The 23,904-nt window shown below is 63.8% G+C and carries 20 protein-coding genes; 2 read left to right on the plus strand and 18 right to left on the minus strand.

Annotated features, from left to right (window positions below):
- The first annotated feature begins 136 nt into the window (after positions 1 to 136).
- Positions 137 to 547: an Rv3235 family protein gene (locus H2O75_RS08760; RefSeq protein ID WP_182170985.1), complete on the plus strand. Its 411-nt coding sequence runs from the start codon at positions 137 to 139 to the stop codon at positions 545 to 547.
- Here H2O75_RS08760 and secA read toward each other — a convergent pair.
- The 18 genes from secA to H2O75_RS08850 all read right to left on the minus strand — a co-directional run bounded on the left by secA (position 544) and on the right by H2O75_RS08850 (position 22,508).
- Positions 544 to 3,264 carry a preprotein translocase subunit SecA gene (secA, locus tag H2O75_RS08765; RefSeq protein ID WP_182170988.1) on the minus strand — a complete coding sequence of 907 codons (2,721 nt, stop codon included), beginning with the start codon at positions 3,262 to 3,264 and terminating at the stop codon, positions 544 to 546. The genes H2O75_RS08760 and secA overlap by 4 nt on opposite strands.
- A 98-nt stretch (positions 3,265 to 3,362) precedes the next feature.
- Complete coding sequence (locus H2O75_RS08770) at positions 3,363 to 4,307, minus strand: polyprenyl synthetase family protein (RefSeq protein WP_182175122.1); 945 nt, start codon at positions 4,305 to 4,307, stop codon at positions 3,363 to 3,365.
- A gap of 53 nt (positions 4,308 to 4,360) precedes the next feature.
- Positions 4,361 to 5,923, minus strand: coding sequence for an NADH-quinone oxidoreductase subunit NuoN (nuoN, locus tag H2O75_RS08775; protein ID WP_182170991.1), 1,563 nt, complete (start codon positions 5,921 to 5,923; stop codon positions 4,361 to 4,363).
- Positions 5,920 to 7,473 carry a complex I subunit 4 family protein gene (locus tag H2O75_RS08780; protein ID WP_182170993.1) on the minus strand — a complete coding sequence of 518 codons (1,554 nt, stop codon included), beginning with the start codon at positions 7,471 to 7,473 and terminating at the stop codon, positions 5,920 to 5,922. Before H2O75_RS08780 ends, nuoN begins: the two co-directional genes overlap by 4 nt.
- Positions 7,474 to 7,498: 25 nt before the next feature.
- Complete coding sequence (gene nuoL / locus H2O75_RS08785) at positions 7,499 to 9,421, minus strand: NADH-quinone oxidoreductase subunit L (protein ID WP_182170996.1); 1,923 nt, start codon at positions 9,419 to 9,421, stop codon at positions 7,499 to 7,501.
- 12 nt (positions 9,422 to 9,433) lie between these two features.
- Positions 9,434 to 9,724, minus strand: coding sequence for an NADH-quinone oxidoreductase subunit NuoK (nuoK, locus tag H2O75_RS08790; protein ID WP_204736327.1), 291 nt, complete (start codon positions 9,722 to 9,724; stop codon positions 9,434 to 9,436).
- A 5-nt stretch (positions 9,725 to 9,729) separates the two neighbouring features.
- Positions 9,730 to 10,773, minus strand: a complete 1,044-nt coding sequence (locus H2O75_RS08795) for an NADH-quinone oxidoreductase subunit J (RefSeq protein ID WP_182171001.1) — start codon at positions 10,771 to 10,773, stop codon at positions 9,730 to 9,732.
- A complete protein-coding gene (nuoI, locus tag H2O75_RS08800) occupies positions 10,770 to 11,441 on the minus strand; it encodes an NADH-quinone oxidoreductase subunit NuoI (protein ID WP_182171002.1) in 672 nt (223 codons plus the stop codon). Before nuoI ends, H2O75_RS08795 begins: the two co-directional genes overlap by 4 nt.
- Positions 11,434 to 12,762, minus strand: a complete 1,329-nt coding sequence (gene nuoH, locus H2O75_RS08805) for an NADH-quinone oxidoreductase subunit NuoH (RefSeq protein ID WP_182171003.1) — start codon at positions 12,760 to 12,762, stop codon at positions 11,434 to 11,436. Before nuoH ends, nuoI begins: the two co-directional genes overlap by 8 nt.
- Entirely contained in the window at positions 12,762 to 15,341 is a 2,580-nt protein-coding gene (locus H2O75_RS08810) for an NADH-quinone oxidoreductase subunit G (protein WP_182171004.1), read from the minus strand. Before H2O75_RS08810 ends, nuoH begins: the two co-directional genes overlap by 1 nt.
- Entirely contained in the window at positions 15,338 to 16,654 is a 1,317-nt protein-coding gene (nuoF, locus tag H2O75_RS08815) for an NADH-quinone oxidoreductase subunit NuoF (RefSeq protein ID WP_182171005.1), read from the minus strand. The genes H2O75_RS08810 and nuoF overlap by 4 nt, the downstream gene beginning before the upstream one ends.
- Positions 16,651 to 17,331, minus strand: a complete 681-nt coding sequence (nuoE, locus tag H2O75_RS08820; protein ID WP_182171007.1) for an NADH-quinone oxidoreductase subunit NuoE — start codon at positions 17,329 to 17,331, stop codon at positions 16,651 to 16,653. Before nuoE ends, nuoF begins: the two co-directional genes overlap by 4 nt.
- A complete protein-coding gene (locus H2O75_RS08825) occupies positions 17,331 to 18,686 on the minus strand; it encodes an NADH-quinone oxidoreductase subunit D (RefSeq protein WP_182171009.1) in 1,356 nt (451 codons plus the stop codon). Before H2O75_RS08825 ends, nuoE begins: the two co-directional genes overlap by 1 nt.
- Positions 18,686 to 19,384, minus strand: coding sequence for an NADH-quinone oxidoreductase subunit C (locus tag H2O75_RS08830; protein ID WP_182171012.1), 699 nt, complete (start codon positions 19,382 to 19,384; stop codon positions 18,686 to 18,688). The genes H2O75_RS08825 and H2O75_RS08830 overlap by 1 nt, the downstream gene beginning before the upstream one ends.
- Positions 19,381 to 19,935, minus strand: a complete 555-nt coding sequence (locus tag H2O75_RS08835; RefSeq protein ID WP_182171015.1) for an NADH-quinone oxidoreductase subunit B — start codon at positions 19,933 to 19,935, stop codon at positions 19,381 to 19,383. Before H2O75_RS08835 ends, H2O75_RS08830 begins: the two co-directional genes overlap by 4 nt.
- Before the next feature lie 11 nt (positions 19,936 to 19,946).
- Positions 19,947 to 20,306 (minus strand): NADH-quinone oxidoreductase subunit A, encoded by a 360-nt coding sequence (locus H2O75_RS08840; RefSeq protein WP_182171018.1) that lies wholly within the window; start codon positions 20,304 to 20,306, stop codon positions 19,947 to 19,949.
- A gap of 109 nt (positions 20,307 to 20,415) precedes the next feature.
- On the minus strand, positions 20,416 to 21,687 hold the full coding sequence (locus tag H2O75_RS08845; RefSeq protein WP_182175125.1) for a geranylgeranyl reductase family protein: 1,272 nt from the start codon (positions 21,685 to 21,687) through the stop codon (positions 20,416 to 20,418).
- Positions 21,688 to 21,791: 104 nt separating this feature from the next.
- Entirely contained in the window at positions 21,792 to 22,508 is a 717-nt protein-coding gene (locus tag H2O75_RS08850) for a demethylmenaquinone methyltransferase (RefSeq protein ID WP_182171021.1), read from the minus strand.
- 39 nt (positions 22,509 to 22,547) lie between these two features.
- Between H2O75_RS08850 and H2O75_RS08855 the strand changes: the two genes are divergently transcribed.
- Entirely contained in the window at positions 22,548 to 23,768 is a 1,221-nt protein-coding gene (locus H2O75_RS08855) for an isochorismate synthase (protein ID WP_182171024.1), read from the plus strand.
- Positions 23,769 to 23,904 lie beyond the last annotated feature (136 nt).

Here is a 23,904-nt window from a genome sequence, read left to right on the forward strand (position 1 = left end):
GGTGGCCCCATCTTTTTATCCACTATACCGGTTCTATCCCGTTGAGCGTCAACAAAACGCTGATAAGAATGACTCTAATCGCACGAAACATCATCTTTCTGCACGCAAAGAGCGAAAAGACATTGGAGTCCCCGCTATGAGTGAAACAGTAACGAAACAGCACCCTCGAATCGCTGTCGTGGACCCGCCCGAGCCCCGTGTCAGAGAGGACCCGGCCGAGCCGCCCGTTGATCCCACACCGATCATCGAGAGGCTCGCGGTCGCCGCGGTCGAAGTGCTCAACGGACATCGGTCCATCCGTCAGCTGCAGAAATGGCTCGCACCCCACACATATATTGCGCTCGCTCAACGCGCCGGCCTTGCCTCTCGCTGCGGGAAACGGACGAGCCTTCCCGCTCGCGTCATCTCATCACGAACCTGCTTCCCGCGGCCGGCCGTATGCGAGGCGGCCATCGTCGTCTGGGATGTCAATCGACCCCGGGCATGCACCATACGGATGGAGATGCACCGGGGTCGATGGCGGGCCAACGCCCTTGACGTGATCTAGCGGTTGCGCTTCTTCGCGGCACGACGCTGGGCGCGGTTCTGGCCCGAGTCCAGCGCGGACGCGGTCGGCTGACCGTCAGACTCCTTGTTCGTCTTCATGCGCGAGGGAGGACGCTGGATGGAGAGCACCTTGTCGGTGGCCTCCTGCCGCCTCGCCATCGCCACAGTGTCGTCAGCGTCAGCCTCGACAGCGGCAATCTCCTCCTGCGCTTCCTTCGCCTCCTCGGATGGCATCTTGATGCCGAAGAGATAGCGGATCGTCTCTTCCTTGATGGCGACTGACATGGCCTGGAACATGTCGTAGCCTTCGCGCTTGTATTCGACGAGCGGGTTGCGCTGCGCCATGGCGCGCAGGCCGATGCCCTCCTTGAGGTAGTCCATCTCATACAGGTGTTCGCGCCACTTGCGGTCGAGGACGGTGAGGAGGACACGGCGTTCGATCTCCCTCATCTGCTCCTCTCCCATCTCCGCCTCGCGCTCCTCGTACTGGGCGTGGATGTCGTCGTCGAACTCTTGACGCAGACGCTCCACCGTCAACCGGTTCTGGGCGCCCACGTCTTCCAGCAGCTCTTCGGGGGTGAAGGAGGGCCGGTACACGGACTTCATATCCGTCCACAGCTCGCCCAGGTTCCAGTCCGTCGGATCGCCCAACGTGTGTCCTGCGACGACGTCCGCAACGACCTGGCTCATGTAGGACTGGATCGAGTCGGCGAGATCTTCGCCCTCGAGGATCTCACGGCGCTCCTTGTACACGGCCGACCGCTGATCGGACATGACATCGTCGTACTTGAGGACGTTCTTCCGGATATCGGCGTTGCGGGCCTCGATCGCGGTCTGAGCGGACTCGATCGACTTCGCAAGAATCTTGAACTCGAGCGGCTCATCCGCCGGATATGACTCGGGGTTGAGCATGCGGGACGCCATGCCGGTCGAGAAGAGCCTCATGAGATCGTCTTCGAGCGACAGGTAGAAGCGAGACTCGCCGGGGTCACCCTGGCGGCCCGAACGGCCGCGCAGCTGGTTGTCGATGCGGCGAGACTCGTGGCGTTCGGATCCGAGGACGTACAGGCCGCCCAGCTCCTTCACCTCGTCGTGCTCGCGCGCGACAGCCTCCTTGGCCGCCTCGAGGACGCCCGGCCATGCCTCTTCGTAGCCCTCGGGATCCTCCGACGGGTCGAGGCCCCACGCCTGCATCTGCTCAACGGCGAGGAACTCTGCGTTGCCGCCGAGCATGATGTCCGTACCGCGGCCCGCCATGTTCGTCGCGACCGTCACGGCGCCCTTGCGGCCTGCCATCGCCACGACGGAGGCTTCGCGCTTATGGTGCTTGGCGTTGAGGACCTCATGCTTGATCTTGCGCTTCGTCAGCATCTTCGACAGCAGCTCGGACTTCTCGACCGAGGTGGTGCCCACGAGGACGGGCTGGCCGGTCTTGTGCCGTTCCGCGATGTCGTTGACGATCGCTTCGAACTTGGCCTTCTCCGTCGGGTACACGAGGTCGGTCTGGTCGATGCGGATCATCGGCTTGTTCGTCGGGATCGGAACGACACCGATGCTGTACGTCGACGCGAACTCCTCGGCCTCGGTCTCCGCCGTGCCTGTCATGCCCGAGATCTTGTCGTAGAGGCGGAAATAGTTCTGCAGGGTGATCGTGGCAAGAGTCTGATTCTCTGCCTTGATCTTCACCCCTTCCTTCGCCTCGATGGCCTGATGCATGCCCTCGTTGTAGCGGCGGCCGGGCAGCACTCGTCCCGTGTGCTCGTCGACGATGAGGACCTCGCCGTCAAGGACGATATAGTCCTTATCCTTCTTGAACAGCTCCTTCGCCTTGATCGCGTTGTTGATGTAGCCGATCAGAGGAGTGTTCGCGGACTCGTACAGGTTGTCGATGCCGAGCTGGTCCTCGATCTTGTCGATCCCGGGCTCGAGAATGCCGACGTTGCGCTTCTTCTCGTCGACTTCGTAATCGGTGTCCTTGCGGAGCGCGGAGACGATGCGGGCGAACTCCTGATACCACTTGTTCGCATCTCCCTCGGCGGGGCCGGAGATGATGAGAGGCGTCCTTGCCTCGTCGATGAGAATCGAGTCGACCTCATCGATGATCGTGAAGTAGTGCTCGCGCTGCACGAGCTCATCAACCTTCCACGCCATGTTGTCGCGCAGATAGTCGAAGCCGAACTCGTTGTTCGTGCCGTACGTGACGTCGGCGGCGTACTGCTCGCGGCGCTGGGCGGGTGTCATCCCGGACGTGATACATCCCGTTGACATGCCGAGGAAGCGGAACACTCGGCCCATGAGATCGGACTGGTAGGTCGCGAGATAGTCGTTGACGGTGATGACGTGGACGCCCTTGCCCGTCAAAGCATTGAGGTAGGCGGGGAGCGTCGCGACCAGTGTCTTGCCTTCACCCGTCTTCATCTCGGCAATGTTGCCCAGGTGCAGGGCCGCACCGCCCATGATCTGCACGGTGTAGTGGCGTTGGCCGAGCGTGCGGCTCGCAGCTTCCCGCACGACAGCGAAGGCTTCTGGAAGGATCTGGTCGAGCGTCTCGCCGTCCTCGAGCCGTTCCTTGAACTCGTCTGTCATCCCCCGCAGCTCATCATCCGAGAGGTCGAGGAACGACTCCTCGAGTGCGTCGACCTGCTTGGCGATGTTCTGCAGCTTCTTCACGATGCGGCCTTCGCCGGCACGAAGAATCTTGTTAAGAATCTTTGACACGAATCTACTCTCCTGGGAGTGGGACAACTGCGTTCTATTGTACGGCCTAAAAAGATATCCGCCCGAGCTCGGGAAGAACTCGGGCGGATATTCGCCGTTCAGCTGATGCGATCGACCATGAGTCGAGCAAAAGCGATCAGACCATTCTTGACTTCCCCATCCGGCAGCGGCTCGAGCGCGCCGATCGCGGAGTCGGACCATTCCTGGGCCAGTGCCCGCACGTCCTCCATGACACTGTGCCGACGCAGCAGGGCGACAGACTCCTTGACGGTGTCGTCACCGATCTCGCCCGCGAGCAGGTCGAGGATCTTCTGCCCATCCGCGTCGATCGTCCCCGCTTCCGCCCTCTCCTTGAGGAGCAGGATCGGCATCGTCTCGACTCCTTCGCGAAGGTCCGTGCCGGGAGTCTTGCCGGTCACATCACCATCGGACATGATGTCGATGACGTCGTCGGCGAGCTGGAAGGCGACGCCCACCTTCTCACCGAACTCGGCCACAGCATCAGCATGCTCGGGACGACCGTTCGAGGCCAGCACGCCGTAGCGTGCCGATGCCGCGATCAGCGACCCCGTCTTCTCTGCTAGGACATGGATGTAGTTGTCGCGAGCACTGACATTGTCCGGTGCGCCGAGAGTCTCGCGCAGCTGGCCGAAGCACAGACGCTCGAACGTGACCGCGTGGAGGCGGACAGCCTCCGGGCCGAGTTCGGCAATAAGGGTCGATGCTTTCGCGAACAGCACGTCCCCCGCGAGAATCGCAGCCGAGTTCCCGGCGAGCTGCTGGGCAGAGACAACACCGCGCCTCATGGGCGCCTCGTCCATGACATCGTCGTGGTAGAGGGTGGCCAGGTGCGTCAGCTCGACCACCGTTGCGGAGATCTCCGTCGCCTCATTGCCAGCATCCGGCCCGAGGAACGACGTGAGATTGCAGAGCGCGGGACGCAGCCGCTTGCCGCCCGCCGCCGCGAGGTGCTTCGTCAGAGCGTCAACATCGGGCTCGGGTGAGCGCACGGCCGCCTGGAGACGTGTTTCCACGTTCTCCATCAGTTCGGTCAGACGGTCGTTGAGTCCGCCCGTTGCGCTGACGAGTTCTTCGATCACGGGAGAAGCACCGCCGCCTCGGAGAGGAACTGGAGGACCGGGCCGGGCACGACGCCCAGCGCGATCGTTGCCACAGCGCAGAGGACGATCGCGACGAGGGACATGCCCTCGGACGCCACAACGGTCGTCCCCTCATCCGGCTCCGTGAAGAACATGAGGAGGATGAGGCGGAAGTAGAAGAACGCTGTCGCTGCCGATGCGATGACGGCGATGAGGACGAGAGGCCACGCACCACCGGCAATACCTGCGGCGAATGCCGTGAACTTTCCTTCGAAGCCGCCCGTCAGGGGGATACCTGCGAAGGACAGGAGGAAGATCAGCATGGCGACAGCGAGTATGGGCTTGCGCTTGGCGAGACCCGCCCACGAGCTCAATGACGTCGCCTCACCCGTGATGTTCCCGGCCGAGTCCTTCTCCCGGACGAGAGTGACGACGCCGAAGGCACCGACCGTCGCGACGGAGTAGGCGAGGAGGTAGAACAGGGTGGAGCTGATGCCGGTGGAGCCGTATGACGTGACGGCGATGAGGACGAAGCCCGCGTGTGCGACCGAGGAGTAGGCCAGCATGCGCTTGATATCGGTCTGGACGAGGCCGAGAACCGTACCGAGCAGCATGGTTGCGATGATGATGGCCCACAGCATGATCTGCAGGTCAGCCTTCATGCCGCCGCCGATGATGTACAGGAACCTGATCATCGCGGCGAAAGCCGCGACCTTCGTACCCGCAGCCATGAAACCGGTGATCGGCGTCGGAGCGCCCTGGTAGACGTCAGGAGTCCACGAGTGGAACGGGACCGCACCAACCTTGAAGAGCAGGCCGATGAGGACGAGGACGATGCCGACGATCAGCATCCAATCCATGCCCACTGTCACCGATGTTGCGGAGGCCACCTCGGAGTAGCGGATAGAACCGGAGAAGCCGTACAGGAGTGCGATGCCCATGAGGAAGAACGCCGACGAGAACGCACCCAGAAGGAAGTACTTGAGAGCTGCTTCCTGGGAGATCAGACGACGGCGGCGGGACAGTCCCGACAGCACGTAGAGCGGCAGGGAGAGGACCTCGAGGGCGATGAAGAGCGTCAGCAGGTCGCCCGCTGCCGGGAACACCATCATGCCGGTCACTGCGAACAGGACCAGCGGGTAGACCTCGGTCTGCTCCACACCGGCTCGAGTCAGCTCGCGCTCTTCCGGGGAACCGGGACGCGCGGCTGCGGATGCTGCGAAGGCACCCTCTCGTGTCTGGGTACGGTCCGCGATGACGAACGCGGCAAGGATTGCGCTGATGAGGACGATGCCCTGCGCTGCGATCGTGAACGGATCCTCGATGAGCTGTCCGCCGACGATCGTCTGCGCACCGTTTGCTTCGACCTCAGTCCACCGCCACACGACGGCGACCAGAGCACCCGCCAGCGCGAGGAGAGTCAACGTCACCTGGATGCCGCGGCGGGCGGTGCGAGGCGCGAACGCCTCGATGAGGACGCCGAGGACCGCTGCGCCCATGACGATAAGGGTCGGGGCGAGCGCGGCCCAATCGACCACGGGGGTCACAAAGTTAGTCACTTGAGGTTCCCTTCAGTGAGCGCGGATGTGGTCGACGAGTCGAGGAAGACGACTGCCTGCTCGGCTACCGGCTGGACGAGGTCGATGACAGGCCCCGGCAGGAAGCCCAGGGCTAGCATGGCGGCCGTAAGAACGCCGACGACTGTCTTCTCCGCGCCGCTCAGATCCGGAACGGTGATATCCGGGCGCGGGCCAGTGAAGACACGCTGGTAGGGCAGGAGAATGTAGAGCGCCGCGAGGATGACGCCGATGACGGCGATGCCGCCGATGACCTTCGAGACGCTGAACGTTCCGACGAGGACCATGAACTCCGGGACGAAGCCCGACAGTCCCGGCAGGGACAGTGTCGCGAGGCCTGCGATGAGGAAGGCACCCGCGAGGACGGGCGTCACCCGCTGCCAGCCGCCGTAGTCGGTCACGTTCTGGGAGCCGCCCCGCTTCGCCATGTACCCGACGATGAGGAAGAGCGCCGCGGTGCCGACACCGTGCGCCACCATGTAGAGGATGGCGCCCGTCATGGCGACCTCGGAGCCGGAGAAGATGCCCATGACCATGAAGCCGAAGTGCGACACGGAGGTGAACGCGATCAGGCGCATGAGATCGCGGGAGTAGATGGCGACGAAACCGCCCCAGAGGATGGAGATGACAGCAAAGATCATGATGATCAGCGCAGCATCCGATGCTGCTCCGGGGAAGAGCGGCAGGCAGATCGCGATCATGCCATAGGTGCCGACCTTGTCGAGTACGCCGACAAGGAGAGCGGATGTGCCGGATGGTGCCTGCTCTGTCGCGTCCGCCAGCCACGTGTGCACGGGGAACATCGGTGCCTTCACCGCGAACGCGATGAAGAACGACAGGAACATGAGCATCTGTGCCGTCTGCGATCCAGACACCGAATCTGTCAGGTTGGCGATGAGGAAGCCCTGGGGGCCGCCGGGGCCGAAGACGAAGACTGCGACGATGCCGACGAGCATGATGAGCCCGCCCGCGAGGGAGTACAGGAGGAACTTGATCGCTGCCGCGCTGCTCTTCGGTCCACCATACGAGCCGATGAGGAAGTAGACGGGGATCAGCATCGCCTCGAAGACCACGTAGAACAGGAACACGTCCTGGGCCGCGAAGATCGCGATCATGACGGATTCGAGGACGAGGACCCAGCCGATGTAGCCGGCCTTGCGGCTACCCGCGGCCTCTTCCTCTGCTGAGAGGAAGCGATCGGAGTCCGCCGTGAGGATGACGAGGGGGACGAGCAGGACAGCGAGGCCGATCATGACCGCGCTCATCCCGTTGACGCCCCACGCGATCGACACACCGAGTGTCGGCATCCACGAATACGTCTCTGCCAGTTGGACGGTGCCGGCCTGGCCAGCATCGAACCCGGCAAGGAACGCAACGATGGCGCCGATGAGGACGAGGACTGACACCGCAAGGCCATAGGCCTTCGCGTGCCGATGGAGCGACTTGGCGAACGCCAGCACGATGGCTGCGACCAAGGGCACCAGGATTAGGACAGTCAGCCACGGGAAGGCTGCCGCTTGTGAGGTATTCATTTACTCTCTATTCCTCCAGTCCCGGTCAGATCCGCGCCAGGAGCGCTAGGGCGATGACGACGACCACACCGAGGGACATGAGTCCCGCGTACGATCGCGCATAACCGTTCTGAATCTTTCCGACGCCGCGGCCCACGGTGCTGAAGCTCCGTGCTACCGCCATGACCAGGCCGTCGATGACAGACTGATCGCTGATACCGACTCCGCGCGTCAGCCACTGGCCGGGACGCATGAAGAGGCTCTCGTTGATGGTGTCCTGGTGCAGGTCGTTGCGAGCTGCAGTGACCAGGGAGTTCGCTGCGGGTGCCGTGACCGGCACCTCGCTGCGGACGTACATGACATAGGCGAGCGCGACGCCGACGGCGACGAGACCCAGTGTCAGCGCAATGATGACCGGGATCGGGATCACCGGATCGTGATGCTCGATCGCACCGGTGACGGGCTCGAGGAACCTCACGAAACGGTCGCCCGAGTCGAGGACGAATCCGAGTCCGACCGAGCCGATCGCGAGGACGATCATCGGGATGGTCATGAGGAGCGGGGACTCGTGCGGATGCTTCGCATTCGGACCAGACTGCTCCCAGCGGGGCGTGCCGTGGAAGATCATGAAGAACATGCGCGACATGTAGAACGCGGTCAGACCCGCGACGAGGAGTGTCGCAGTTCCGAACACCCACGGCTGCCAGCCCTCTCCCACGAAGGCCGCCTCGATGATGTAATCCTTCGAGAAGAACCCGGACAGGAAGGGGAAACCGATGATGGCGAGGTAGCCGAGACCGAACGTCGCCCACGTAATCCGCATGTGCTTCCACAGTCCGCCGAACTTGCGCATGTCGACCTCGTCGTCCATGGCGTGCATGACGGAGCCGGCACCGAGGAACATGCCGGCCTTGAAGAAGCCGTGCGTGACCAGGTGGAAGATGGCGAACGCTGCACCGATGGGGCCGAGGCCCGCGGCGAGCATCATGTAACCGATCTGGGACATGGTGGAGGCCGCGAGGACCTTCTTCATGTCGTCCTTCGCGGCACCGACGATCGCACCGAAGATCAGGGTGATGGTACCGATGATCGCGACGAGCAGCTGAGCGGTTTCTGCACCTGCATAGATGAAGCCGGAGCGGACCATGAGGTAGACGCCGGCGGTCACCATTGTTGCGGCATGGATGAGTGCGGAGACCGGGGTCGGCCCCGCCATCGCGTCACCCAGCCACGCCTGGAGCGGGAACTGGGCAGACTTGCCGCAGGCCGCGACGAGGAGGAAGATGCCGATGGCGAGGAGGGTGCCCTCCCCTGCCGCGGACGCCTCGGCCGAAACACCGTCGAACGTGACAGTGCCGAACGCGGCGAACATCGTCATCATCGCGAGGAGCATGCCGAGGTCGCCCACGCGGTTCATGACGAAGGCCTTCTTGCCTGCCGTCGCGTACTCGGGAACCTGGTTCCAGAATCCGATGAGCAGGTAGGAGGCGAGACCCACGCCTTCCCATCCCACGAAGAGGACCAGGTAGGAGTTGCCGAGCACGAGCAGGAGCATGGCGGCGACGAACAGGTTGAGGTACGCGAAGAATCTCGTCCGATCCTTGTCGTGCGACATGTAGGCCACCGAGTAGAGGTGGATGAGGGTGCCGACGAATGTGACGAGCAGGACGAAGGTGATCGACAGCGGGTCGACCCTCATGCCCAACTCGACATTCAGCTCCCCGCCGGGGATCCAGTCGTAGAGCGTGACGTTCTGGATACGATCCGCGGCGTCCTTGCTCAGGAGATCAAGGGCGACGGTGAGGCCCACGAGGAGTGCGCCCGCGGAGGCCGCGACGCCGAGCCAGTGGCCCCACGCCTTGGCGGTCTTGCCGAGCACGAGCAGGAGCCCTGCTGACAGGAGCGGGATCGCAACCGCGAGCCAGATCAGCGACACGTTGCCGGTCGCTTCGATAGCGGTGATATTCACTGCCTACCCCCGTCAGTTCTTCAGCAGGTTCGGCGCGTCAACAGACGCCGACCTGCGGGTTCGGAAAATGGACACGATGATTGCCAGGCCGATGACGACCTCGGCCGCTGCCACGACCATGACAAAGAACGCGACCGTCTGGCCCGTGATGTTCCCGTGCATGCGGGCAAAGGTCACGAGCGCGAGGTTGCACGAGTTGAGCATGAGCTCGACACCCATGAGGGCGATGATCGAGTTGCGCCGAGTGAGGACGGCGGCCGCGCCAATGGCAAACAGGATGAATGCCAAGATGACGTAGTTCATGAGGCTCACTTGTTGTCCTCCTCTTTAGCGGAATCCGGCTTGATCTCTTCGGCTTCCTGATGTTCCCGGGCCGTCGGCACGTCGTCCGACTGCGCCTCGTCCTGGAATGCGGATTCTCCGACGGCGGCAACATCCGTGCTCTGTGTCGGAGCGGCGGGACGCGCCTCGCCCGGCATGCCGGGCAGGCCGACCTGGCCGATAGCACCGAACGTTGTGGGGCCGTCGATGGAGGGGCGCGTGTCCGATGCTCGAGCGATGCGCTCCACCGTTGCGGGCGAGATCTCGCCGACGGTGCGGGCCTGTCCGCGGATGCGGAGGATGCGGGAGACGGACTCTTCGACGGGCTTGCCGCCCACCGTGAGCGCAGGGTTCGTCGCCGAGTTCGATTCGGCGAAGACACCCGAGTTGGGCGACTGACCGGGGTGCACGCCATGCTCGGCGTACGCCATCATCTTCTCTTCCGCCACATCGAGCTGCGTCTTGCGCGGGGTGAGCCGCTCGCGATGCGTGAGAGTCATCGCACCGAGCGCTGCGGTGATGAGGAGCGCACCCGTCAGCTCCATCGTCAGAACGTGATTTCCGAAGATATCGGTTGCGACAGCAACGGGGTTGGATTCGGCGTTGACTTCGGCCAGGCCGACTGCGATGGGCTGTCCTGTCGCAGTGAGAACCGAACCGGACAGGACGAGGATGAGACCGATCGCGGCAAGACCGGCGATCCAGCGCTGCCCCTTGATCGACTCGACGATCGAGTCGGAGGAGTCGACGCCGATCAGCATGAGCACGAACAGGAAGAGCATCATGATCGCGCCCGTGTACACGATGACCTGGACGACGCCCAGGAAGGGCGCCTCGAGTGCGGTGTAGAGGAAGGCGAGGAAGACCATGACGGCGATGACCGACACGGTCGCATACACAGCCTTCTTCGCGAACAGCAGGCCCAGGGCGAGGGCGACCATGATCGGGGCGAGAACCCAGAACAGGATCGTTTCACCGGTCGTCACGGTCCCGGTGGCCGGGTCGATCGCGGTGGCGAGGTACGGATTCACTTCGCTGCCTCCTTGACGGGACGCGCAGCCTCGAGGGTGGGATCGTTGGGGCGGCGTTCTGCCACCCAATCGATCTGGTCCTGGGTCGGGCCCGTCACTTCATTGCGGTAGTAGTCATCGTCGTCGGTGCCCTCCACCATCGGGTGGGGCGCCGCGAGCATGCCGTCAAGCATGGGTGCGAGCAGGTCCTGCTTCTCGAAGATGAGCGATTCACGAGTGGGACCGACAAGGTCGTCGAAGTCGTTCGTCATGGTCAGTGCCCTCGTCGGGCAGGCCTGGATGCAGAGCCCGCAGAGGATACAGCGCAGGTAGTTGATCTGGTAGACCTTGCCGTAGCGTTCGCCGGGCGAGTACTGCTCATCGGGAGTGTTGTTGCCGGCCTCGACATAGATCGCGTCAGCCGGGCACGCCCATGCACACATTTCGCAGCCGATGCAGCGCTCCAAGCCGTCCGCGTACCGGTTCAGCTGGTGGCGGCCGTGGAAACGAGGCTGGGTCGGTGTCCTCTTGAACGGGTACTCTTCCGTGACGACTGGGCGGAACATCGATGAGATGGTCACGCCGAAGCCGGCGACAGGCGCGAAGAACTTCCCGATCGGGCCCTTCTTCGACGGGCTGTACAGGGCCGGGTCGATCGGGCGGCGTTCCGGTGTCTGGTTGTCACTCATCGGAACCTGCCTCCTTTGCGGTAGATGAATAGGCGGGTGCGCGCTTGGCTCGGGGGGATGGCGGGAGCGCCTGGCCCGGCAGCGGCGGTACCGGGAATCCTCCGGCGAAGGCATCGAAGTCGTCCTTCTCGACGACGCCGTCTGCGGGGCTCTCCGTGTCAGCCTTCTTGTCGTCCACGAACCAGAGGACGGCGAAGATCACGAAGAACACGGCCGCGAGGACGAACAGGATCGTCTGCGTATCGATGTCGGTGAAGGAGCCGAGCCCCTGGATAACGGCGACGGAGACGAGCCAGCCCAGGGCGACCGGGATGAGAACCTTCCATCCGAGCTTCATGAAGTGGTCGTAGCGCATGCGCAGGAGGGTTCCGCGGATCCAGATCATGGCGAACATGAACATCCAGGTCTTGAGGAAGAACCAGAGCATGGGCCACCAGCCCTCGTTGAACATGCCCCCGCCGATTGTCGAGATCGGGAACGGTGCACGCCAGCCGCCGAAGAAGACGACAACGGCGACGGCCGACACGTTGAGCATGTTGATGTATTCGGAAAGGTAGAACCAGCCGAACTTCATCGCCGAGTATTCGGTCGTGTGCCCGGCCACGAGCTCGCCCTCGGCCTCGGGGAGGTCGAAGGGGAGACGGTTGACTTCGCCGACCATGCAGATGAAGTAGGTGACGAAGGCGGGCAGGCAGATGAAGACGTGCCACAGGCTCGTCTGGTTCTCGACGAGCGAGGACGTCGACATCGTTCCCGCAACGAGGAAGACGGAGGCGAGGGACAGTCCCATGCCGAGCTCGTAGCTGATGACCTGGGCTGCGCTTCGAACAGCTCCGAGGAGCGGGTAGGTCGAGTTTGCCGACCAGCCGCCGAGAACGAGACCGTACACGCCGAGAGCCGCGACAGCGAGGATGTAGAGCATCGCCACGGACGAGTCCGCGAGCTGGAGCGGCGTCTCGATCCCGAAGAGGGAGACCTGCGGGCCGAAGGGCATGACGGCGAAGATGGAGAATGCGCACAGGGCGGAGATCGCCGGTGCGAGGAAGTAGAGGACCTTGTCTGCTCCCTTGAGCCAGAAATCCTCTTTGGCCATGAGCTTGATGGCGTCAGCGAACGCCTGGCCCAAGCCCATGAAGCCGGTGACGTTCGGGCCCAGACGGGTCTGCATACGGCCCAGGCCGCGGCGTTCCACCCACAGGGCGAGAATGACGGACAGGATCAGGTACAGCACGATGAAGACGGCTTTGATCAGCCAGATCCACCACGTGTCCTGGGAGAAGTCCGCGACCGGCTGAGCCAAGTCAGTAGGAAGCTGGAACATTATTTGACCTCCGCAGCGAGAGACACGATGCTGCCCGGCTGAACGCCCAGGTCTGCCACATGGCAGGCCGGGGATTTCTTCGGGAGCCATACAACCCTGTCGGGCATGTGGGACAGGACGACGGGAACCGTGATGGAGCCTGTCGGACCTGTGACGGTGATCGTCGAATCCCCCGTCACGCCGAGAGACTCGGCCGTCGCGGGTGAGAGACGAGCAATCGATCGGTGCGCAGTTCCGGCCAGGTGCGGCTCGAAGTCCTGCAGACGACCATCATCGATCATGAGATGCCAGGTGGAGAGGACAGCCTCGCGTTCGCCCGGTGCGGGCACCGGGTTGCCGAGCACGATCGGGCGGGGAAGGCGTGCACCATCCCAGCCTGCGAACTCACGGTATTCGGCGTGGACGTCGGCGAGCGTGTGGAGACCCAGATCGTGCCCGAGTTCCTCGGCCAGCTCGGCAAGGACCTGACGGTCCGTCAGAGCGGTCGAGGTCAGCACCTGTCCGAAGGGACGTTCGCGTCCCTCCCAGTTGATGAAGGTTCCGCCCTTCTCGACGGGGGGCGCGACCGGGAAGACAACGTCTGCGGCGGCGGTGATCCGGGAGCGGCGCACCTCGAACGAGATGACGAAGGGTGATGCCTGGAGAGCCTCATCGGCTCCGGCCGGAAGATCGGCAAGCTCAACGCCTGCGGCGATGAGAGCGAGTCGTCCCGCGCGGGCCGCCTCGAGCATCGCATCCGTTCCGAAGCCGCGCTGGCTCGGCATCGATGCTTCCCACGTGACGCCAGCATCGACACGGGCCTGGCTGTCTGCCACGGGACGTCCTCCGGGGAGGAGGAAGGGAACAGCACCGGCTTCGAGAGCGGCGCGGTCACCCGCACGGCGGGGCACCCACTGAACCCGGGCGCCGGTACGCTCTGCGAGATTGAGAACCTCCGACAGAGTGCCGGGAGTTTCTGCGGCGCGTTCGCCGACAAGGATGACACCATCCGTCAGGCGGCTGTAGAGAGCGGCAAGATGCTCCTGCTCTGAACCTGCGACAACGGCCGCGAGGACGGAGGGTTCCGTGCCGGGTGCTGCCGTGACGAGAGTTCCCGACATCTTGAGCGTTCCTCGTGTCGCGAACGGAGCGAGCACGGACACCGATGTCGAGCCTGCGAGGACACCCTTGCGGAGTCGGAGGAAGATCGATCCGCATTCCTCTTCCGGCTCGAGGCCGACAAGGAAGACGTGCTTCGCGGATTCGATCTCGCGGTAGGTCACGCCGAGGCCTGTGTTGACCACGGTGGATGCGAGGAAGGCGTCCTCCTCCTCCGAGGAGGGCCTCGTGCGGAAATCGATGTTGTTGTGGCCGAGAACGGTCCGAGCGAACTTCGCGTACGCGAAGGAATCCTCGAGAGGCAGGCGGCCACCGGTGAGAATGCCGGACTGCTCGGCCTGCTGCAGGCCGCGAGCCGCAACATCCATCGCATCCGCCCACGACGTGGGAACGAGATTGCCGTCCTCGTCGCGGACGAGAGGAACCGTGAGGCGGTCCTCTCCCTGCTGCCAGCGGAACGCGAAGCGATCCTTGTCCGTGATCCACTCTTCGTTGACCTCGGCATCGTTACCGGCGAGACGGCGCACGACGGTGCCCCGGCGGAAATCGACACGGATGTCGGAACCGGACGCGTCGTGCTCTGTCACCGACGGAACGGAGACGAGATCGAAGGGGCGGGCACGGAACCGGTAGGCGGCAGAGGTCAGCGCCCCGACGGGGCAGATCTGGATCGTGTTGCCGGAGAAGTACGACGAGAAGGGACGACCCGACTCGTCGAGCTCGGACTCGCCCACGGGGCCCGGCTTCATGCCGACGACGAGAGCAGCCTCACCCATGGGGCCGACCGTCTCGAATGTCTCGACAGGTTCCTGAACGTGGTCGCCGTCGGCGAAGCCGAGGATACCCGCATCGAAGTTGCCGATCTGGGAACCGTGCAGGCCATGCACCTCGTAGGAGGGGCTGCCGCCTGAACGGCCCTGGAGCTGAATGAACGGATCGCCCGCGATCTCCGACTGGAAACGGGTGCAGCGCTGGCAGAGGATGCAGCGGTCACGGTCAAGGAGGATCTGCGACGACACCTTGATCGGCTTCGGGAAGGTGCGCTTGATGTCGGTGAAGCGGGACTTTCCGCGACCATCGGACATCGCCTGGTTCTGCAGCGGACATTCGCCAGCCTTGTCGCAGACGGGGCAGTCGAGCGGATGGTTGATGAGGAGGAACTCCATGATCCCCGACTGAGCCTTGTCGGCGACATCCGAAGCGTTCTGGGTGTAGACCTCCATGCCCGGGCTGACTGCCTCAGCGCACGATGCGACGGGCTTGGGGCCCTTCGCAAGGTTGCCGTCGCGGCCCGGACGAGCAACCTCGACGAGGCACTGTCGGCAGGCACCGGCAGGCTTGAGCAGCGGATGATCGCAGAACCGCGGGATACGGATCCCGACCTGCTCGGCGGCGCGGATGATAAGAGTTCCCTGGGGAACGGCAACGTCCTGACCGTCAACCTTGAGTGTGACGAGATCTGTTTCAGTCGTCGCTGTCATGAGACACCTACTTCGGAGAAGAGTGCGGACTTTTCATAGGGGAAGAGTTCCCAAGCGGGCGTGTGGAGGCCCTGCTCGAACTCCTCGCGGAACATGGTGATCCCGGATTGGACCGGCACCGCGGAGGCATCGCCGAGCGCGCAGAAGGAGCGGCCTGCGATGTTTCCTGCGATCTCGTACAGCATGTCGATATCGGTGGGAAGGCCCTTGCCAGCCTCGAGACGATGCATGACTTGCCTCATCCAGAAGGTGCCCTCACGGCACGGCGTGCACTTGCCGCATGACTCGTGCTGATAGAAGTCAGTCCAGGCGCGGACGACGCGCACAACCGAGGTGGTCTCGTCGAACACCTGCAGCGCACGGGTCGCCAGCATCGAACCGACGCCCATCACCTCTTCGTAGCCGAGCGGAACGTCAAGAGCATCCGGCCCGAGGATCGCGGTCGACGAGCCGCCCGGGGTCCAGAACTTCAGTTCGTGGCCGTCGCGGATACCGCCCGCCATCTCAAGCAGTTCCCTCATCGTGATGCCGAAGGGTGCTTCGTACTGGCCCGGGTTCTTGACGTGGCCGGACAGGGAGAAGAAGCCGTGGCCCTTCGAGCGCTCGGTGCCCATGGACGCGAACCAGTCGGAACCGTTCTTGATGATCCCGGGAACCGACGCGATCGTCTCGACATTGTTGACGACCGTGGGACGAGCCAGATAGCCCTTGACTGCCGGGAACGGGGGCTTGAGGCGCGGCTGGCCGCGACGACCCTCGAGTGAGTCGAGCAGAGCCGTCTCTTCACCGCAGATGTAGGCACCGGCACCGGCATGGACCGTGATGTCCAGGTCGTAGTCACCGTTCGGGCCGCGGCCCTTGCCGAGAATCCCAGCCTCGTAGGCTTCGCGCACGGCCGCCATGAGGCGCCGATAGACGTGGACGACCTCGCCGCGGAGGTAGATGAAGCCGTGATGACCGCCGATGGCCTTCAAGCAGATCGCCATGCCTTCGATAAGCGCATGGGGGTTGGCCATGAGGACAGGGATGTCTTTACAGGTTCCCGGCTCCGACTCGTCGGCGTTGACGACGAGGTAACGGGGTCCACCATCCGGGGCCGGAAGGAACGACCACTTGAGGCCCGTCGGGAAGCCTGCACCGCCGCGTCCGCGGAGGCCCGATTCCTTGACGATGTTCGTGAGCTCGCCATCGGCGAAGCTCCACGCCTTCTCAAGTGCCTCGTAGCCGCCCTGCTGACGGTAGGTATCGAGCTTCCACGGCTGCGGTGCATCCCACGTATTGGAGATCACCGGAGTCAGTTTCGACGTTGTCACTTCTGTTCCTCCCCTACTGCCTGGGGCGCAGACCAGCCGCGCTCGCGAGCATAACGCAGGCCAACGAGGGACTCGGGGCCAGCGGCCGGCCCCTCATCGACGTGACCGTCTTCGAATCCCGCGAGAACGTGCGAGATCTCCTTGAACGTGTGAACCTTGTCGGCGCCACGGGTGGGAGCGATGTCCTCGCCTGCGGTGATCTTGTCGACGAGTTCGAGAGCCGATGCTGGGGTCTGGTTGTCGAAGAACTCCCAGTTCACCATGATGACAGGGGCGTAGTCGCACGCGGCGTTGCATTCGAGCTGTTCGAGCGTGATCTTGCCATCCGCCGTGGTCTGATCGTGGCCGATGCCGAGGTGCTCGGAGAGCTTCTCCCAGATGATGTCGCCGCCCATGACCGCGCAGAGCGCGTTCGTGCACACACCGACGTTGTATTCGCCGTTGGGGCGCCTGCGGTACTGGGAGTAGAAGGTCGCAACCGCCGATACTTCTGCGCGCGTCAGGGACAGCACGTCCGAGCAGAGTGCGATGCCGCGCGGGGAGACGTAGCCGTCTTCTGACTGGATGAGGTGCAGCATCGGCAGGAGCGCCGACCTGTCGTCGGGATACTTGGCAATGATCTGTGCCATCTCATGACGGAGTCGAGCTTCGACATCCGCGGTAAAGCGTTCGGACATTAGCGATCAACGCCTCCCATCACTGGGTCGATTGATGCCAGTGCGATGATGACGTCCGAGAGCATGCCGCCCTCGCTCATCATGCCTAGCGTTTGCAGGTTGGAGAAGCCGGGATCACGGAAGTGAGCGCGGTAGGGGCGGGTGCCGCCGGCTGAGACGAGGTGGACGCCGAGGGTGCCCTTGGCGTGCTCGACCAGCTGATAGACCTGGCCCGCCGGAACAGCGAAGCCCTCGGTCACGAGCTTGAAGTGGTGGATCAGCGACTCCATCGAGTCGTTCATGATCTCCTTGATGTGCTCGAAGGACTGGCCCTGGCCGTCGCTGCCGATCGTCATTTTCGAGGGCCACGCGATCTTCGGATCCTCGATCATGACCGGCTCACCCTCGGACTCTTCGAGGGCGTCGAGGACCTGGTAGACGATGTGAATCGACTCGTAGGCTTCCTGGAAGCGCAGGCCCGCACGGTTGTACGCATCGGACTTGTCGGCGACCGGGACCTCGAACTCGTAGTTCTCGTACCCGCAGTAGGGTTGAGTCTTGCGCAGGTCGAAGGGCAGGCCTGCGGCGCGCAGGTTCGGGCCCGTCATGCCGAGGGCCAACATGCCGGCGAGCGGCAGTGTGGAGATGTCGACGTGACGTGCCTTGAAGATCGGGTTCTGCATGACCAGGTCCTGCATCTCCGACATCGTCGCGCGCACGTTGGGGAGGAGTTCGCGGATGTAGTCGATCGTGCCCTCGGGCAGATCGTCGGGGAGGCCGCCGGGACGAACATATGAGTGGTTCATGCGCAGGCCGGTGATGCGCTCGAAGATCCGGAGGATGTCCTCACGGGCGCGGAAAGCCAGCGTCATCATGGTCGTTGCGCCGAGCTCGTTGTTGGACGAGCCGATCGCGACGAGATGGGAGGCGACGCGGTTGAGCTCCATGAGGAGAACGCGGATCTGGCTGGCGCGGCGCGGGATCTGGTCGGTGATGCCGAGCAGCTTCTCGACCGCGAGAGCGTAGCCGACCTCCTGGAAGAACGGTGCGACATAGTCCATGCGCGTGCAGAACGCGACGCCCTGGACCCAGTTGCGGTATTCCATGTTCTTCTCGATGCCGGTGTGGAGGAAGCCCGTGGAGGAGCGGAGCTCGCGCACGTACTCGCCGTCCAGCTCGAGCAGCAGGCGGTAGACGCCGTGCGTGGAGGGATGGACGGGGCCCATGTTGACGACGATGCGCTCTTCGCCCAGCCGCTCAGCCTCAGCACTCAGGTCTGACCAGTCCCCGCCCATCGCGTGATGCTGCGGGGCGGAGTTCATCTCTTCTTCGGTTGCGCCAGCAGTGGCGTAGAACCGGGAATCTGTCGATGACATCAGTTGTAGCTCCTCCGAGTGTCCGGCGGCGGGACGACCGCGCCCTTGTATTCGACGGGGATACCACCGAGCGGGTAATCCTTGCGTTGCGGGTGCCCCACCCAGTCGTCGGGCATGGCGGTGCGGGTGAGTCCCGGGTGACCGTCGAAGACGATCCCCATGAGGTCCCATGCTTCGCGTTCGTGCCAGTCGTTGCCCGGGTAGACGCCGACGAGAGTCGGCATGTGCGGGTCCGCGTCCGGTGCCACGACCTCCATGGCGATCTTGCGATTGTGCGTGATGGAGAAGAGTGCCGTGAAGGCGTGCAGCTCGCGGCCCTTGTCCTCCGGGTAGTGCACCGCGGAGCTTCCCAGGCACAGCTCGAAGCGCAGATCCTGATCGTCACGGAGCATCTTGGCGACCATGGGCGAATGCTCGCGCACGACGAAGATGATGAGATCGCCGCGGTCGATGACAACCTTCTCGATGACGTCATCAGGGTTGTGCCCGGCGGCGGTGATCAGCTCGATGAGGATATCCACTGCCTCGTCGAACCAGGAGCCGTAGGGGCGCGTCGCGGCGGGAGCCATCGTGACCGTGCGCTTGAGCGTGTCGAAGCCGGACGTGTCGCCGGTTCCATCGACGCCCCACATGGCGTGGCCGGTGCGGATGATCTCGAGGTTCGTGCGTCCGCCGCGGGCGAGTTCGTTGTCTGTCACGCGAGCAGTCCCTTCATCTCATGCGTCGGGGTTGCGGCGAGAGCGGCCTGCTCCGCCTTGCGGGCAACGGCCTTGCGATGGCCGAAGAACTTCTCCTGCGACGTGAGCTTGCGCAGCTCGAGTACCGAGTTGATGAGCATCTCGGGGCGCGGAGGACATCCCGGCAGGTAGATGTCGACCGGGACGATGTGGTCCACGCCCTGGACGATCGCATAGTTGTTGAACATGCCGCCGGAGGAGGCGCACACACCCATGGAGATCACCCATTTAGGGTCGGCCATCTGGTCGTAGATGTTGCGGACGACCGGCGCCATACGGTGGCTGACTCGCCCGGAGACGATCATGAGGTCGGCGTGACGGGGGGAGGCTCGGAAGACCTCGAGCCCGAAGCGTGCCATGTCGAAGCGGGGCGTACCCGCCGCCATCATCTCGATAGCGCAGCACGCAAGGCCCATGGTGACGGGCCATTGGGACCGTGACCGGCCCCAGCCTGTCACGGCCTCGAGAGTGGTGAGCATGATGCCCGGTGATGCATCGTTGTCATGTTCCATGATTTATCTCCTCAGTCCCATTCCAGGCCGCCGCGTCGCCATTCGTAGACGAAGGGGACGGTGATCAGGAAAATGAATGTGAGCACTGCGATCAGCCCGAAAGCGCCGAGTCTCTCGAATGACACTGCCCACGGGTACAAGAACACCACCTCGATGTCGAAGATGATGAATGTCATGGCGGTCAAGTAGTACTTGATGGGGAAACGACCGGCGGTTCCCGCATTCGGCGTCGCTTCGATCCCGCATTCGTAGTTCGCGAGTTTGACGCGGTTGTACCTCTTCGGTCCGAGCACGCCGGTGCCGACAAGGCCGCCTAGTGCAACGACAGCCGCAACCACAATCATGAGAAGCAGCGGGGTATAGGGGTTCATTTCGCCTCCATCGAGCAAACAACCCGCAGGCACACGGCGCCTGCTAGATTCACAGTTCTAGGGTAGTCCTTAAAGTCCGCGCTCGTGGCGCGCCAAGGAAATAGCGCGTTCACGCTGACGGCACCGCCTTCGTGAGTGCGGTGATGAGCTTGTCCATCCAGTCCCCGTCCCGACGGTCGTAGCCGTCGGAGAGAAGCTTCATGACGAGCCTCATGAGCGTGGGCCTGGGCAGTCCGTAGTGCACGCACAGATGCATGATTTCCGGCCGTTCGATGAGAGAGGCGAAGACGCGTCCCAGCGTGTAGTACCCGCCGAGCTCTTCGCGCAGCTCGGCCGAATACTGGTGCAGGACACGGTCCTGCTGGCCAAGGGTGCGGCGTGCGAGAGCCTGGGCGATGAAATCCGCCGCCATGCGGCCCGACTGCATCGCGTACGCAATACCTTCCCCGTTGAAGGGGGAGACCATTCCGCCAGCATCGCCGACGAGCATGAGGCCGTTGTCGTAGTGGGGCTTGCGGTTGAATGCCATCGGAAGAGCGGCTCCGCGCACTTGGCCGACCTGGTTCTCGGGTGTGAAACCCCACTCCTCGGGGACGTGCTGCATCCACGTGTCGAAGAGCTTGCGGTAATCGATCCCGGTGGGTTTCGCGGTCGAGGAGAGCGAGCCGAGCCCGACATTGACGAGCCCGTCCCCCAGGGGGAACACCCAGCCATAGCCGGGCATGAGGTTCGACGACCCGGGTTCGCCGTCCCACAGCTCGAGGTGGGATTCCATGATCGGTTCATCAGCCCGGGGCGATCGGAAGTACGTGCGGGTGGCAACGCCCATGGGACGATCGAACGTCTTCTCGCGACCCACAGCTGTGGCGAGACGTGCCGAGACTCCGCCTGCGTCCACGACGACGGGTGCCCGGAAGCGCAGGGGCGGGGCGGTGCGATCGGCGCCTTTCGGGCGTGCCTCGACGCCGATGACGCGGCCGGAGCGCTCGTGGATGATGGGGCCGGTCACGGTCATTCCCTCGCGCAGGTCCGCACCGGATTCGACGGCTCGCCGTGCCAGCACGTGGTCGAGATCGCCCCGAGCTCGAGCCATGCCGTAGGACGGCATCGAGTTCAGTTCGGGCCATGGGACTTCGATCCTGCGCCCGCCGCCATAGGCGACGAGAGAATAGTTCCGGATCCACCCATCGGTGTCGATCCCCATGCGGATGATCTCGGCAACCGCTCGGGGCGTCAATCCGTCCCCGCATATTTTGTCCCGCGGGAACGTTGCCTTCTCGAGAATAATGACCGACAGTCCGGTCTGGGCAAGATAGTGAGCGGTAGCTGACCCGCCTGGGCCAGCGCCTACGACGATGACGTCCGCATCACCGCCGTGCATGTTCGAAACCACGCCTGTCCTTTCGCTATCCGCGTCATCCTATCAGCGGATTTATCCCTTTTGCGCACTGAAGAATGTGGTCATTTACAGAAGCCCAGCGTTGCCTAATTCATGGAGTGATCCGCCCCACGGGGCTTGGTTGCCCTGTGAAGGGCGACAATCCCTCCGCTGAGGTTCCGATAGTTCACGCCCCGCCAGCCAGCCTCCTGGATCCGGGCCGCGAAGTCCACCTGGTTCGGCCAGGCAAGGATCGACTCCATGAGGTAATCGTAGGCTTCCGTGTCCGAGGAGACGACGGAGGAGATCGTGGGCATGACGGTGCCGAGATAGAAGTTGTAGAGATCCCGGAACGGCTTCCATGTGGGAGTGGAGAACTCGCAGACGACGAGAGTCCCTCCGGGGCGCACGACGCGGAGCATCTCCCGAAGCGCCAGGTCAGGATCGTGAACATTGCGCAGGCCGTAGGAGATCGTCACAGCGTCGAAGGTGTTGTCCGCGAACGGGAGTGCCGTCGCATCCCCCGCGATGAACTCCATCTGCGGCTGGCGCTCCTTGCCGACGGTGACCATGCCGATCGAGAAATCGAGGGCGACGACATCGGCACCGGCCTTCGCGTAGGAGACGGAGGATGTTCCCGTGCCCGCTGCGATATCGAGGACTTTCATGCCGGGCGTGATTCCAAGTGCTTCGCGGACGGCCGCCCGCCACACATACACCTGTCCCAGGCTGAGGACGGTGTTCGTCACGTCATAGCGCTTGGCGACATCGTCAAACATGCCCGCAACATCGCGCGGGTCTTTCTTCAGGGTGGCTCGACTCATAACTCCATTATGGACCCTGACCAAGTAAGCTTCTTACTCGTGTCCGACATAACTTCCCTCTCTGCTGTGACGAGGCCCGCCGACGCTCGACCGAGTCCCGGGGATATTCCTCGTTCACGCGGGAATGCGATGTGGGTGACCGACCGTTCGGGAATGGTCGGATGGGGCCGAGCCGCCTCCCGCACATTCTCCGGCCCCGATCGTTTCACGCAGGCCCAGCGATGGTTCGACGCCGTCGTAGCCTCCGCGACGATCGAGGATGAGGTCGCCCGGCCAGGCACGGGCCTGACAGCCTTCGGCACATTCTCCTTCGCAGACGAGTCCGCCGATTCCTCCACTCTCACCATTCCCGCAACGATCCTGGGATGGGACGAGCAGGGCGCGTGGACGACGACAGTTCGCTCGGACGCCGCCAGTGACGACGAGACCATCGCGCCGATCGGCCACCTCGGCAAGGTCCAGTGGGGCCCCGGGGACCTCGACGAGGATCGCTTCACCGATGCCGTCTCCGAAACAGTCGCGATCTTGGCTGAAGGGGATATCAAGAAGGTTGTTCTGGCCCGCGACATGCGGATCGTGTCCGAGGAGCCGATGGATGAGCGTCTGCTCGTCGCCAAGCTGGCACGGGCCTTCCCCTCCTGCTGGACATTCTGCGTCGAGGGCATGATCGGCGCTACGCCGGAGATGATGGCGTCCGTCCGCGCCGGACATCTCACGACCCGCGTGCTGGCCGGATCCTGGCCGACGACGGGCGGGCACGATGCGGCAGAGTATGCGCTGCGGTCGTCCGCGAAAGACATCGCTGAACACCGCTACGCCTCCGATTCCGTGCTGCATGCGATCGATCTGCAGGCATCCGGCCCCGTCCGCGCCAACGGCCCCACGATCCTGCGCCTGCCGAATGTCGTCCACCTGGCCACGGACTTCGAGGCCGATCTCGCTCCCGGTTGGACGGGCCTGACAGCGGCCGGTGCCATGCATCCGACCGCGGCCGTGGGCGGCACCCCCACCGATAAGGCCCTCGAGGTTATCCGCCGTATCGAGGGACTCGACCGGGGCCGCTATGCGGCGCCGGTGGGATGGATGGACTCCCAGGGCAATGCCGATTGGGCGCTGGCTCTGCGCTGCGCTCAGCTTGAGGCCGACCCCCGCCGCGCTCGAGCATTCGCAGGCGGAGGCGTCATGGACCGCTCCATCCCCCAGCAGGAGCTTGCGGAAACCGAAGCGAAGTTCTCCGCGATACTGCGCGCCTTCGCCTGAGCTTGCCTGGCGCAGCGTCGAGCAGGCAACGGCCGTCGAGTCGAGCACATGCTGAGCCAAAGAGATGCCTCCCGCCCAGAGGGCGGGAGGCATCATCGATCTGGTGACCGGCGGCGGTGAGGTGACGGCACCTCCG

This window comes from Flaviflexus equikiangi (assembly GCF_014069875.1).
In the GTDB taxonomy this organism is placed as follows: domain Bacteria; phylum Actinomycetota; class Actinomycetes; order Actinomycetales; family Actinomycetaceae; genus Flaviflexus; species Flaviflexus equikiangi.